Here is a 12839-nt window from a genome sequence, read left to right as displayed (position 1 = left end):
TATTAATCGCTAGCTATTAGGTGCTCGCGATTCGCGATTGAACTTAGTCGAAGCTAAAACTTGAATTGTTTAGCGAGCCTAGTTCGTAGCTGTTGTGAATGGGTTTGCCTGTGTTGCCGTAGGCGGCACCAGCAGCAACAAGCAGCGGGCTGTAGTGTTCTAGTGTGGGGTGTGCAATAGCTGCGTGTGGGGCGCTGTTGTACAGCTGAGTTAGGGCGGTATAGTCTTTATTTGTAACAGCTTGGTGTAACCAATATACAAATTCCTCCGCCCATATCGGTGTGTCGCCGTTTCTATTTAGTAACCCCAAATTGTGCGTAGCGCTGCCGCTGGCAATAATTAAAATATTTTTTTCGCGCAAAGGTTGTAACGCTTGGCCTAGGGTTAAATATACGTTTAGGTCTTGCGTTGTGGGCAAGCTAAGCGCTGCGACGGGAATATCTGCATTGGGGTACATTAAACTTAACACCGACCACGCGCCGTGGTCTAAGCCTCTTTCGCTAATCTTTATATCTGCGCTTAAGTGTGAGGCAAAAGGGCGCAATGCTTGGCTTAGTTCATCGGTTAACCATGCCGGTTGCTGGGCTGGGTATTGCTGTTGATATAGGGCGTGCTCAAAACCGGCAAAGTCGTGAATAGTGTTATGTTGCCCTGTGGCGGTAATCGCAACCCCTGCGTGCTGCCAGTGGGCAGAAACAATAACAATTGCTTTTGGGGTTGGCAGTGAGCTGCCAAGCTCTTGTAAAAACAAATTCGCTGGTGACGTGTGCAGCACCCTGTTAGGGGCGCCGTGAGAAATGAAAAGGCTCGGTAGCATTGTTGTGTCCTCTTAGGGCTATGTTGTTCCGGCTATTGCCTAGGGGTAAAAGTGACTGAAATGAAACGTAACTCAGCCTGTTTTACCCATAATATCTAAGCTGCAGACATTAACAATGTACGTTAAAGTTTAATAATAGTTTCTAATTTGTTAACAGATGCGCTGGCTGAAATGCTCTACAAGCGCATCCACAAAGCCACTTACTTTGGCAGAAAGATGTTTTCTGTGGCTGTACACCACGTAAATACCGCCTTTGCTTAGCTCCCATTCGGGTAGTAACTGCACCAATTCACCTGTTTGCAACTGTTCTCTTACCGTAAAAGAAGGGCACACACCTACGCCAAGCCCCTGTAGTAACAAGGCGCGTGCAGCTGGCGAGTTGTTAATCAAAAACATGGGCTGCGGTTTAATGTTGACTACGGTTTCTTGCTGCTTAAAGGGCCAATTGGCGCCATTTAAAAAATTGCTATCCACAATATGTGTGTGGGTGTTTAAGTCTTCTGGTGCGCTTATAGGCGTGTTACTGGCTATGTATTGAGGGCTTGCGCAAAGAATCACTTGCATATCCGCCAGTTTGCGCGCCACTAAGCTGGAATCTTTTAGTTTGCCTATGCGAATCGCGAGGTCGTAACCTTCGTCCACAATATCCGTGTAGCGGTCGCTCATCTCAATATCAAACTCAACGCTGGGGTGTGCTTGCGCAAACTCGCCAATTAGCGGCATAAGATGTTCTACAGAAAAGGCCTCTGTGGGGGCGGCGAGTCGCAACTTACCTGTTATGGCCCCGGTCTTATTTTTTATTGCGTCTTCAAGTTCTGTTACATCCTGCAATACCACTAGGCTGCGCTCAAAATATGCTTGCCCCTCTGCGGTTACGCTCATTTTGCGCGTGGTGCGCTGCAGTAAGCGTACGCCTAAATCCGCCTCTAGCTCTGAAACATAACGACTTACTAACACCTTCGAAAGGTTTAATTCACGCGCAGCCGCGGAAAAACTTCCGGCTTTAACCACTTGGCAATACGCCCGCATACAGGTGAGTTTATCCATGAATTCTCCTTCATTGTTAATGTATTGTATACAGAGTTTGAATAAATGGGCTAATTGTTTCTTGATTGGGTGAGGTAGATACTTGTTTTACTTCTAGCTCACAGCTCACAGCTCACAGCTCACAGCTCACAGCTAGAAGCTAGAAGCCACTAATTTATTCTAAGGAGACTGTTATGAGTGTTAAGCAAGTACGAAAAGCGATAGCGAAAGTTTTTTCAATTGTGTTCTTATCGGCTGCGGCAACCGCGCAAGCTAATGGACCTGCGCCAGGTAATTATGCAATCGACGCTTCGCACACGAGTGTAGTTTTCGCTGTGGATCATATGGGCTATAGCGATGTGTTAGGCCGGTTTAATGAGTTAGAAGGCAGTGTGCAGGTAGGTAGTAGCGGGGAGGCAACCATTAACATGGTAATAAAAGTGGGCAGTATCGATTCTAATCACGCAAAGCGCGATGAGCATTTGCGCAGCCCTGATTTTTTTAACGCACGTCAGTTCCCCGAAATAAAAATAACTGGCCCACTTAGCTTTAAGCGTTTGAATGGTAAAAGCGAGCTAGTCGCGAAGGTAACGCTACTGGGTATTACCAAAAATGTGCACTTCGAGCTTGAAGAAGGCAAGCAAGGCAAAGATCCATGGGGTTTAGAGCGAGTGGGTTATACCGCTATTGGCACCCTTAAGCGCAGTGATTTTGGTATGAACTTTATGCAAGGTGGCATTGGCGATGAGGTATTGCTAACCGTAAACCTAGAAGCCATTAAGCAGTAATTTACATAGTTGGAGATGCCGTTATGCTAACGACGTTATTCGCTCAAACTGTATTGTTACCCGTCTTGTTGGTGTTATTCACAGCAGTTATACACCACTTGTTTTATGCGAAAGGGGTTCAAGGGGCTGGCGCTTTAGCGCTAGCCTCATCCGGTGCAGCAGCGGTGGGTGATTCTGCCGCGCTTGCTGCAAAACGTGGTTTGCCTGCCGCGTGGTTTTTGTTGCTACTTTGGCTGCCCGCCTATTTTTGTATCACTCAGCGTTTTGTTTTACTGCCAAGTTTAAGCAGCGACTGGTTGCCGTTTTATATTCTAGGTGTGTCGGTTGGCGCCTGTGCCATCAATTATTTTCAAACTAGTCGGTGGTGGCTAATGGCGTTCACTGCAGTTATCGCAATTGCAATTGCTTGGCCTCTACTGCGTTACGACTTTTCTTGGCAAAGCCATTTGGGGTTGTTAAGCCAAGTGACATTTTGGCTTTGTGTTTTTGTATTTTTTTATAGCGAGTATTTTTTACGTACTACCAAAAACGCAACTGCCATTTTGTTGTTAATGGTTAATGGCAGTTTAGGACTGGTGGTTGTGCTGCACTCAAGTTTAATGCTTGGGTTACTGGTATGTGCTTACGCGTGTGTGTTTTTGTTGGCCGCCTGTGCGCAAGTTTTACTGCTTGCGAAAGGGCAGCGCTTAACTAAACCGTGGTTTGAAATACACAGCTTACGCTTTAGTGCCAATCAACAGTATGTGCTTTGGGGCTTCACCGGGCTTTTATTGGGCGTGGCGTGGTTTTATGTGCAAATTCCTTTGCTGTTAACCCTTATGCTGCTGGGTGCGATGGTTGTACCAATATTTTATAGAGGGGTGGGGCAAGTGGTTGTGAGTGCGCTTTTTGCCGGTGTGGCAGTATGTTATGCCGTTGTCGAGCAGGTAATGCTTGCGCCAGCGTACGCGTATTAATATCGGGTTTATTACTCTTTTCTTATCACTTTTTCTATTTTGGCTGGGAACTATATTTATGAGAGGGTTAAGTTTGCGGCAGGCGCTAACGGCAATAGATTGTGCATTGGGTTATGCGCAGCAACAATCATTACCACCACTAACAATAGTGGTATTGGATGCAGGCGCGCATGTAAAAGCCAGTGCCAGTGCCGATGGCTCGGGTACACAACGCTATGAAATTGCTTTGGGTAAAGCATCTGCTGCTTTAGGTATGGGGTTTGGTACACGAACGTTTAGCGAATTAGTAAAAAAGGGAACACTACCTGCAGAATTTAGTAGCGCGATTAATGGCGCGACCCATGGGCGATTTATACCGCTACCTGGAGGCGTATTAATATTCGAACAAGGGCAGGTTGTGGGCGCGGTAGGTATTTCTGGGGCGAGTTCCAATGCCGATGAACAGGTGGCAATTGCTGCTATAGAGCAGTGTGGTTTAACCGCAGGTCTGTAAGCTGGTATTTGTACGAATGGGGTAATTGGTGCGTGTTGCAAGCCCGCTAATTAGCTGGCTTGCTCTTCACTTTCTGTCGCTTTCTGGTTGCGAACAACTAGGCGACCAAAAAAGATGCCGGTTTCGAATAAAATCCACATGGGTATAGCGAGCAGTGCTTGCGAGATGATATCCGGCGGTGTAAGTAGCATGCCAATTACAAAACAGCCCACTATTACGTAGGGGCGTTTATTGGCGAGTTTTTGCGGTGAAATTACTCCCGCGGCTATTAACATGACGGTTGCCACCGGAATTTCAAATGCTAAGCCAAACGCAAAAAACAGTTTAATTACTAAGGTTAGGTGCGAGGCGATATCGGGCATTACCGTTACTGAGCTAGGCGCAGTAGTGGTAAAAAACAAAAAGATAAGCGGGAATATTACGTAATACGCAAAGGCTACGCCTGCGTAAAAAAGAATTACGCTGGAAATAAACAGCGGCATGGCCAAGCGTTTTTCGCGCTGGTACAAGGCTGGGGCTATAAAATTCCATATTTGCCAAAGCACGTAGGGCATGGCTACAAATACAGAAACAAACAGCGTGAGTTTAAACGGCGTTAAAAAAGTAGACGTAATATTGGTGGCAATCATATTGCCTTCTGGTAGCAGTTCTACCAGTGGCGCGGCCACGTAATCGTATATTTTATTGGCGAAATAAAATAACGATATAAAGATTAAAAATATAGCAGCAACAGACTTTAATAAGCGTGAACGCAGCTCTATAAGGTGTTGAATTAGCGGTTGGCCTTCATCAACACTTGCATCTGGGTCTAACTTAGCGGTCATTGGCGGGTTCAGTTTTAGTGGTTGGTTGCTGGTCTTGATTGTTTGCTTGCGGTGTTTCGGCCGAGGTGTCGGCCTCTACTTTGCTCGGCTCCTCGGGTGGGTGCGCGTAGCTTGGGTCGGTAAATACGTTGTCGTCGGTACCTAGTGTGGGGTCGTCACCGGCAACACGGCGCGATACCGGTGTTTGCAGCTTGGCCTCTTCCGCTTCTTGTTCCAGCATCATTTTTCTATCGGCATCAAGAATATGCTGCTGAATATCGTCTTTGGTCACTTTAAGTGCTTCTAGCGATTTCATCACTTGCTCGTTATGCAGCTCGCGGCGAATCTCGTCTGCACCAATTTGTACTTCGATTTCCGCGCGGGTGTCGCGCATCATTTTGCGAATTTTTGCCATCCACGTTGCGCCAGAACGTACCGCTTCGGGCAGGCGTTCGGGGCCGATCACAATCAGCCCTATTACCGCTATTACCGCAAGCTCTAAAAAGCCAATATCAAACACGGTTATTTAGCTTCTGTCTTTTCTTTTTGTTCAGCTGTTTTTGCTGCAGCGGCTTCTTCAGCGGCTACTTTTTTTTGCTCAGCTTCTTCGGCTTCTTGCTTGGCGGCTTCATCGTCGCTCATCGCTTTTTTGAAGCCTTTAATTGCACCGCCCAAATCGCCACCTAAGCCTTTAAGGCGTTTGGTGCCGAATAGTAGCAACACAATTACCAACACTATAAGAAGTTGCCAAATACTAATGCCACCTAAACCCATAATCTCACCTGCTATAAATTTGTTCGTTAATTATTGTTAGCCTTCGCGGCGCGATATGCGCTATTTGCGGGAGGCTTTTTCTTCTAATCCTGACAGATCGAAACGGCGAGCAAGCTCAGCCATTACTGCGTCTGTGTTTGATCCTAAATGAGAGAGCATCACCATAGCGTGAAATAGCAGGTCGGCTGTTTCACAAACTAGCAAGTCTGTATTGCCAGATCGCTCCGCGTCTTTCGCGGCTAGAATGGTTTCGGTGGCCTCTTCGCCTACTTTCTCAAGTATTTTGTTAAGCCCTTTGTGGTGTAACTGGGCCACATAGGAAGCTTCAGGGTCGCCAGAGGCCTTGCGCTCTGCAAGTACTTGATCTAACAGGCCCAATACTTTACTAACATCTAGCGTACTGGTCATTAATATATCTCTTTTGGGTCTTTAAGTACGGGGTCGGTTGCAACCCACTTACCGTTTTGAAGTTCTCTGTAGAAACACGACTCACGTCCAGTATGACACGCAATTCCACCCATTTGTTCGACGTCCAACACTATCACATCGGCATCACAATCTAACCGAATACTTTTAACATGCTGGGTAAAGCCCGAGGTTTCGCCTTTGCGCCACAATTTGCCCCTAGAGCGGGACCAATAAACAGCTATGTTTTCTTGTGCGGTAAGGCTTAGGGATTCTCGGTTCATCCACGCCATCATCAATACTGTGCCGGTTTTGGCATCGCGTGCAATGGCGGGCACTAGGCCGTCGCTTGTCCAGGTTATTTCGTCTAAAAATGTAGAGTCTGTCACGGGTTACAATCTTTATGTGTTGGTGTGGTTGGCAGGCAACCGCACACAGTGTGTGAATAGCGACATTATAAGGCTGTTGGTTGCGCTTGCACCATCTGTATATACCGCTCTAACTAGGGTTGAGTCGCAATAATTGGGCTTAATGGTCGCGCTGCACAATATATGTCGCCAACTGGCGTAGTATATCCGCTCGCTCGTCAAAATCTTTGATCGACGCCAAAGCCTGCTGCAAAAGTTCGCTCGCCTTATGTTTGGCGCCATCTAAACCAAGGAGTGATACATAAGTTGGCTTGTTGCGCTCTGCATCGGCGCCAGCTTCTTTGCCCAATGTGGCTGTATTGGCGGTAACGTCGAGTATGTCGTCTTGCACCTGAAACGCCAAGCCAATGGCGCTGGCATATTGGCGTAATTGCGCGGTTTGGGTGGGGGTAGCACCGGCGGCAATCGCGCCCATTTCTACGCTTGCGCTGATGAGTGCGCCTGTTTTGTGCTGGTGCATGGTTTCTAAGTGTTGCAAATCTACGCTTTTATCAACCGCGGCAAGATCGATAGCTTGCCCCAAAACCATGCCGCTAGCGCCAGAGGCCTTCGCAAGTGCGGCAATTGCCTGTAATGCAGCGCTTGCAGGCATGTGCTGGCTATTCGCTAGCCATTCAAAAGCTTGGCACTGTAGCGCGTCACCCGCGAGTATAGCTGTTGCCTCACTGTAGGCAATATGACAGGTGGGTTGGCCTCGGCGCAATGCGTCGTCATCCATTGCCGGTAAATCGTCGTGAATAAGGCTATAGGTGTGAATGGCCTCTATTGCGCAGGCGCAATCGTCGGCGGCCGCAGATATGCCGCCAGTTGCGTAGGCTGCGGCATACACTAATACGGGGCGTACACGTTTACCGCCCAGCAATAAGCTGTAGCGCATGGCTTCTATTAGGTCGGTGTTGTAGTGCTTTAGGCCGATTAAGCGTTCTTCTAGCAAACCGTTAGTGTGCTCGCGGTACTTGGCAAGAAAGTGGGTCAATTCTGTGCTCATGCCTGAATTAACCTTCGCTATCAAACGGCTGGCTGCTAATTTCACCGTTTTGTTCGGTGAGCAGTTGCACTTTTTGCTCGGCTTCTTGGAGTGCTGTTTGGCAGTGACGGGTTAGCGCTATGCCTTCCTCAAACGTTTTTAGGGAATCTTCTAGGCTTAAATCGCCTTTTTCTAGATCCGTCACTAATTTCTCTAGGGTTTGTAGGGATTCTTCAAAATTTAACGCTTTCTTCTTGCTTGCCAAGGTCGCAGCCCTATGGTTGTGATTAAAAAATAAGCGGAATGCGCGATAGGCTCGCCGTTTTCGCGGAATGCAAACACTACCTAAGCGCGAACGGTCGGTCAACGCTCAAATAATACCCTCTACTGCCGATAACCTGTTAAACGCTGGCAGTTAGATCATTTGATTGGAAGTAAAGTGCGAAAAACTGTCTAGACTTAAATAGGGCAGAGCGATGCTTTTGCACAGCCACCAAATACTTTTGTTGACCACCTTCTGTGGTCCCTGTGACATGACGAGGAATACCCAGTGGATTTAGCCACGATAGTCGGCCTAATTGGCGCCTGCGCACTCATTGTTATCGCAATGTTGATGAGCGGCGAATTAGGTATGTTTGTTAATGGCCCTTCTTTAGTGATTGTATTTGGGGGGACCATCTTTGCCTGTATGGCTAAATTCAGTTTGGGTACCTACCTAAGTGCTATGAAAATTGCCGGCAAAAGCTTTACCAATAAATTGCCAGACCCGAATGCGCTTATTGAAGAAGTTGTTGCTCTGGCTGACGAGGCCCGAAAAGGTGGGTTACTGTCATTGGAAGGCAAAGAGGTAAGCAGTGATTTCCTGCAACGAGGCATACAGCTGTTGGTAGATGGGCACGATCCGGACGTTGTGAAAGCGCTACTTTCTAAGGATAAAAACCAAGCGGTTGAACGGCATAACGTTGGGGCCACTATTTTCGCTTCGATGGCGGACATGGCTCCAGCCATGGGAATGATCGGAACTCTTATTGGTCTTGTTGCCATGCTTGCAAACATGGATGACCCCAAGGCCATTGGACCTGCGATGGCGGTTGCGCTGCTAACTACGCTTTATGGTGCGGTAATCGCGAACGCCTTGTGCGGGCCTATAGCCGATAAGTTAAAGCAGCGTGCAATCGACGAAGCTATGATCAAAAGCTTGGTGATCGATGCGCTTATTGCTATTCAAAACGGTCAAAACCCTCGTGTTATCGACTCTTTATTGCGCAACTATTTACCCGAAGGTAAAAGGGAGGTAGCGGACGCCGACTAGGCCTTAGCCTACCCGCGTTAGGTATAGCCTATGAGTGATGAAGACGAGAATAAATGCGACTGCCCGGCAGGGTTACCGCCCTGGATGGGCACCTTCGCCGATTTGATGTCGCTGTTGATGTGCTTTTTCGTATTGCTGCTTTCATTTTCGGAAATGGATGCGATGAAGTTTAAGCGCCTTGCTGGGTCTATGGCGCAAGCTTTTGGTGTGCAAAATAAACTAAACGTAACTGACATCCCCAAGGGCACCAGCATTATTGCGCAAGAGTTTAGCCCTGGCCGCCCGGAGCCGACGCCCATTAACGAGATATGGCAAAAGACCGACGACCTGACAGAAATGTCGCTAGAAGTACAATGTGCTGAAGAGTATGACATAGAGCAGGGCACAGAAGGCTATGACGCCGGCGCTGCGCTTAAGGTAAAACAAAAGCTAGAAGAGTTACTGGAAGATACGCAGGACGATGCGTACGAATTAGCGGCGGCAATGCACGAACAAATAACGGAAGGGCAAATAGAAATTGAAACACGCGGGCGGATGATCATTATTCGCATACGAGAAAAAGGTTCTTTTGTGTCTGGTTCGGCAGACCTTTCTGTAGAGTTAAAAGACGTACTTAAAGAAGTAAAATCTGTGCTTGCGTTGCGCCAAGGCAAGATTGAAGTGCAGGGCCACACCGATAACGTTCCCATTCGGTCTGCACGTTTTGGCTCGAACTGGGCACTATCGTCTGCACGGTCTGTATCTGTGGCGCACGAACTAATGGCGGGTGGTGATATAGCAGAGCGCCGCTTTGAAGTGGCGGGCTACGCCGATACCATGCCAATAGTACCGAATGATTCAGCGGAAAACAGAGCAATAAATCGTCGCGTAGAAATTTTAATTAAACAGGGGGTGGAGGACGAACTTGAAGAGGAAGACATCAAATTGCTGCGCGATAACAAACAAGGCCAAGATATTTTGCGCGATTTAAACCTCGCGCCAGAGTACTTGTTTGATTTAGACCCAGAAGAAATATTTTAAATGTTATGTTGTGTTTCTATGACAACGCTTAAAGTAATAACAACGATAAAACAGAGAGTAAGTGAATGAGCGAAGAACGGCGACGCTATTTTAGAATTACCGAAACGGTAGGCCTTAGCTATACCGTTTTAGATGAGTTTGGCCCTGCAGATGTTGCTGGCGATGCGCCCGCGTCTGATATTTTGGCTCATCTAACCGAGCAAGATAAAAAAATAGAAATGGCGTTGTTAGAGGTGGAGAAAGAGTCCCCTAAAGTTGCTGAATTAGTTTCGCTATTTAACCAAAAATTAGAGCGTATTGTTAATTTGCTCACTATGGAAGGGCGCTTGTTAGACCAAATAGCAATGCGTATTCGCGAAGTAAATATAAGCGCATGCGGAATTGCTTTTACCAATGAAGAACATATTTCTGAGGGGCGCCCATTGCGACTGGAGCTAACGCTTTACCCTGAGGAGAAAAAAATAGTGTCAGACGGCCGTGTCGTATCCTGCGATCCCGCCCCTGACGGACGCCACTTTTATATGCGCGTCGACTTTTATGCTATGAGTAAAACCGCACAAGAAGAATTGATTCAACATATAGTTAAAACCCAGAGTAGCCAGTTGCAGCAACGGCAAAAAAACAAATAATGAGAGTATTGATTCATGTATGCATTATTGTTACAGTTTGGTCATAATTAACCTATTTGATTGTTTTCCCCTCAACCAATTACTTCCTCACCGTCAATTTCCTACGCTTGTAGGAAATGTCTCACAAGAATTAGCGAGATTTGCCTCTGGCGCCAAAATATAAGGCGTATAGAATAGTCAGCGTTAGGGAAGCACATACGGATATAAGCACGGAAATACGGATACACGCTGTTACCGCCTGATGGATTTAGGCAAATCCTGTGAGTATGCCGCGACATGGTTGTTGCGGCATTTTACGTTTTATCTTTCCACTTTTTACTCCCCCATTTTTAATCCTTTCTTATTGCATTTTTACCTGTTTAATCTCTTTGTAATAATTTTTCATCTATACTCAAAGTGATCTTGACGGATCGGTTAGTAAGAGTAGTATTGGTGTTAAGGCGTTGCTTTGTAGTGCTGAAGCGCGCTGGTTTAGCTTTCTCCATTCAATCGAATATGAGGGATGCCGCTTTCAAGTATCTAAGCCAACAAGTGGCCAGTGCTTTAGAAAGAATTAAAAGCACAACAGATAGCCACATACGCTACTACCAGTCGCAAAATTGCGCGGCTTCATGGGCTCGTCACCCCAACAAATGGGGCCTCACCCACAAAGCACCCGACCCCCGAATTCAAAAACCCCGCTTGGTCTCGCCAAGCGGGGTTTTTCGTTATGGGGGAAGGGCCGAGCCTAGTGTGGTGAGATTCAACCGAAAATGGTGCGGCTAGCCGCACCATTGGGAGGGCGCCATGGAAGCTCGAATCTTGCGTTTAAATATCGCTGGCCAGCCCATTGAGTGGTTGCACTGGCAGCAGGCTGTTACCGTAGAGGCCCGCGGCTTAGTTGCTTGGCGCTTAGGGGAGGTGGTTCGCACTGTGCGCGGAGGCCGTTGTAGGCTATCTGGAAAGCGCACACGTATGGCCTTGTCATCTATTATTGCCTGTGATGGCGAACGGATGACTCCGGTTAAAGCTAACCCGCCGTTAACAAATAGTGCGCTATTTTTGCGGGACAAAAATCAGTGCCTATATTGCGGCCAAATTTTTACCTTTGCAGACCTTTCCCGCGACCATGTGCACCCCAGTAGCCGTGGGGGTGAAGATAAATGGGAGAATGTGGTTGCCGCTTGTAAACGCTGCAATCAAAAGAAGGGCGATAGTCTGTTGTCTGAAATTGATATGCCCCTTATTGCCCTGCCATATAGGCCCAATCCATACGAATACCTCGCCCTAACCAATAGCGCCCGCATACTTGGCGATCAAATGGCTTACCTGCAACCGCAGTTCCATCACTACAGTTGTGCACGTCCTACGTTCTCTTTAGTCGCGTAACTATTCCTTTTGGCCTGTTTGGCTTTCAATCCCTTAAATAGGCCATTAAACTGCGTTGCTTTTTAGGGTAGACTTATGCTGCACCGCACAATTTGTGTGTTGGTGTTCTTAAACGCCAAATCAGCGGCACTACCTACTGTACTCACTAGGAAGCTAGGACCATGAAAAACGTCGAAGTCGCTCTGAATGTTCGCGCCAAGTTGGGCGAATGCCCACGTTGGGATGAAAAAGAACAGCTTTTATATTGGGTGGATATTGATTCCTTCCAATTGCATCGTTTTGACCCTAAAACGGGTAAAGATGATTTTATTACCTTTAAAGAAGAGATTGCCTGCTTTAGCTTGCGCCAGAACCACGATGGCTTTTTAGTTGCCATGCGCAGCGGGTTTCATTTTTTAGATGGCTGGAATACAAAATTGCGTGCCATTGCAGACCCAGAAGCAACTTTAGTTAAAAACCGCTTTAACGATGGCCGTTGCGACGCCGAAGGCCGCATGATTGCAGGTTCTGTGTACCCGCCTAAAGATCACGATGGCGCCAATTTATGGCAGCTTGGAACCGACCTTAAAGTAACTAAGCTAGCGGAAGGTTTATTAACATCCAACGGTGCCGGCTTTAGCCCAGATAACAAAACCTTTTACTTCTCTGATACGCCAAAGCACGTTATATATAAGTACGATTATGATTTGGCTACTGGGGAAATGACAAACGGTACTGTTTTTCATCAGTTTCCATTTGGTAATGGCCGCCCTGATGGCGCAGCCGTAGATAGCGAAGGGTGTTATTGGACCGCACTGTATGAAGGTAGCCGCATAGTGCGATTAAGCCCAGAAGGCGAAATTTTGCAGGAAATAGATTTACCCGTGCGCTGCCCAACTATGGTGGCGTTTGGTGGTGAAGACCTGAAAACTCTTTATATAACAACTGTTGGCGCGCGCCCCGAAGAAGAGCTTAGGGATTACCCGCTTTCTGGTGCATTGTTAAAAGTCGAAGTGGATGTGCCAGGCTTAGTTGAGCATAGGTTCGCCCTATAACTGAGCTTGTGTTGTTATT

General features: G+C 47.2%; 17 protein-coding genes. 8 read left to right on the top strand and 9 right to left on the bottom strand.

Going from position 1 to position 12839, the window contains the following annotated elements; genetic code table 11:
* Nucleotides 1–43: 43 nt before the first annotated feature.
* Together SDE_RS16900 and SDE_RS16895 are read right to left on the bottom strand one after the other, a co-directional pair.
* The gene (locus SDE_RS16900; protein ID WP_011469704.1) at nucleotides 44–817 is read right to left on the bottom strand and encodes a DODA-type extradiol aromatic ring-opening family dioxygenase; all 774 of its coding nucleotides are present in this window, start codon (nucleotides 815–817) and stop codon (nucleotides 44–46) included.
* 150 nt (nucleotides 818–967) lie between these two features.
* Complete coding sequence (locus SDE_RS16895) at nucleotides 968–1864, bottom strand: LysR family transcriptional regulator (RefSeq protein ID WP_011469703.1); 897 nt, start codon at nucleotides 1862–1864, stop codon at nucleotides 968–970.
* A 173-nt stretch (nucleotides 1865–2037) separates the two neighbouring features.
* Here SDE_RS16895 and SDE_RS16890 point away from each other — a divergent pair, with 173 nt between their 5' ends.
* Genes SDE_RS16890 through SDE_RS16880 form a run of 3 tightly spaced genes read left to right on the top strand, consistent with a single transcriptional unit; the run spans nucleotide 2038 to nucleotide 4080 of the window.
* Nucleotides 2038–2631: a YceI family protein gene (locus tag SDE_RS16890; protein ID WP_011469702.1), complete on the top strand. Its 594-nt coding sequence runs from the start codon at nucleotides 2038–2040 to the stop codon at nucleotides 2629–2631.
* Between the two features lie 23 nt (nucleotides 2632–2654).
* The gene (locus SDE_RS16885; RefSeq protein ID WP_011469701.1) at nucleotides 2655–3587 is read left to right on the top strand and encodes a hypothetical protein; all 933 of its coding nucleotides are present in this window, start codon (nucleotides 2655–2657) and stop codon (nucleotides 3585–3587) included.
* 58 nt (nucleotides 3588–3645) lie between these two features.
* Nucleotides 3646–4080 (top strand): GlcG/HbpS family heme-binding protein, encoded by a 435-nt coding sequence (locus tag SDE_RS16880; protein WP_011469700.1) that lies wholly within the window; start codon nucleotides 3646–3648, stop codon nucleotides 4078–4080.
* A 50-nt stretch (nucleotides 4081–4130) separates the two neighbouring features.
* Here the strand turns inward: SDE_RS16880 and tatC are convergent, their stop codons facing one another.
* From tatC to SDE_RS16845, 7 genes are all read right to left on the bottom strand, one after another.
* A complete protein-coding gene (gene tatC / locus SDE_RS16875; protein WP_011469699.1) occupies nucleotides 4131–4904 on the bottom strand; it encodes a twin-arginine translocase subunit TatC in 774 nt (257 codons plus the stop codon).
* The gene (tatB, locus tag SDE_RS21545; RefSeq protein WP_011469698.1) at nucleotides 4894–5403 is read right to left on the bottom strand and encodes a Sec-independent protein translocase protein TatB; all 510 of its coding nucleotides are present in this window, start codon (nucleotides 5401–5403) and stop codon (nucleotides 4894–4896) included. The genes tatC and tatB overlap by 11 nt, the downstream gene beginning before the upstream one ends.
* Nucleotides 5404–5405: 2 nt before the next feature.
* Nucleotides 5406–5657 carry a Sec-independent protein translocase subunit TatA gene (tatA, locus tag SDE_RS16865; protein WP_011469697.1) on the bottom strand — a complete coding sequence of 84 codons (252 nt, stop codon included), beginning with the start codon at nucleotides 5655–5657 and terminating at the stop codon, nucleotides 5406–5408.
* A gap of 60 nt (nucleotides 5658–5717) precedes the next feature.
* Nucleotides 5718–6065: a phosphoribosyl-ATP diphosphatase gene (locus SDE_RS16860; protein WP_011469696.1), complete on the bottom strand. Its 348-nt coding sequence runs from the start codon at nucleotides 6063–6065 to the stop codon at nucleotides 5718–5720.
* Nucleotides 6065–6451, bottom strand: coding sequence for a phosphoribosyl-AMP cyclohydrolase (gene hisI, locus SDE_RS16855; protein ID WP_011469695.1), 387 nt, complete (start codon nucleotides 6449–6451; stop codon nucleotides 6065–6067). The genes SDE_RS16860 and hisI overlap by 1 nt, the downstream gene beginning before the upstream one ends.
* A gap of 139 nt (nucleotides 6452–6590) precedes the next feature.
* Nucleotides 6591–7478: a polyprenyl synthetase family protein gene (locus tag SDE_RS16850; RefSeq protein ID WP_011469694.1), complete on the bottom strand. Its 888-nt coding sequence runs from the start codon at nucleotides 7476–7478 to the stop codon at nucleotides 6591–6593.
* Nucleotides 7479–7485: 7 nt separating this feature from the next.
* Nucleotides 7486–7722: an exodeoxyribonuclease VII small subunit gene (locus SDE_RS16845; RefSeq protein ID WP_041324823.1), complete on the bottom strand. Its 237-nt coding sequence runs from the start codon at nucleotides 7720–7722 to the stop codon at nucleotides 7486–7488.
* Nucleotides 7723–8007: 285 nt separating this feature from the next.
* Between SDE_RS16845 and pomA the strand changes: the two genes are divergently transcribed.
* The 5 genes from pomA to SDE_RS16820 all read left to right on the top strand — a co-directional run bounded on the left by pomA (nucleotide 8008) and on the right by SDE_RS16820 (nucleotide 12820).
* Nucleotides 8008–8769, top strand: coding sequence for a flagellar motor protein PomA (pomA, locus tag SDE_RS16840; RefSeq protein ID WP_011469692.1), 762 nt, complete (start codon nucleotides 8008–8010; stop codon nucleotides 8767–8769).
* 30 nt (nucleotides 8770–8799) lie between these two features.
* The gene (locus SDE_RS16835) at nucleotides 8800–9789 is read left to right on the top strand and encodes a flagellar motor protein MotB (RefSeq protein ID WP_011469691.1); all 990 of its coding nucleotides are present in this window, start codon (nucleotides 8800–8802) and stop codon (nucleotides 9787–9789) included.
* Between the two features lie 65 nt (nucleotides 9790–9854).
* Nucleotides 9855–10418 (top strand): PilZ domain-containing protein, encoded by a 564-nt coding sequence (locus SDE_RS16830; RefSeq protein ID WP_011469690.1) that lies wholly within the window; start codon nucleotides 9855–9857, stop codon nucleotides 10416–10418.
* 786 nt (nucleotides 10419–11204) lie between these two features.
* Nucleotides 11205–11786 carry an HNH endonuclease gene (locus SDE_RS16825; RefSeq protein ID WP_011469688.1) on the top strand — a complete coding sequence of 194 codons (582 nt, stop codon included), beginning with the start codon at nucleotides 11205–11207 and terminating at the stop codon, nucleotides 11784–11786.
* A 161-nt stretch (nucleotides 11787–11947) separates the two neighbouring features.
* Entirely contained in the window at nucleotides 11948–12820 is an 873-nt protein-coding gene (locus SDE_RS16820) for an SMP-30/gluconolactonase/LRE family protein (protein WP_011469687.1), read from the top strand.
* The last annotated feature ends 19 nt before the right edge of the window (nucleotides 12821–12839 follow it).

It is taken from the genome of Saccharophagus degradans 2-40 (genome assembly GCF_000013665.1).
In the GTDB taxonomy this organism is placed as follows: Bacteria; Pseudomonadota; Gammaproteobacteria; order Pseudomonadales; family Cellvibrionaceae; genus Saccharophagus; species Saccharophagus degradans.
The sequence above is the reverse complement of the archived record's forward strand: the minus strand, read 5'-3'. Positions and strand labels throughout refer to the sequence as shown.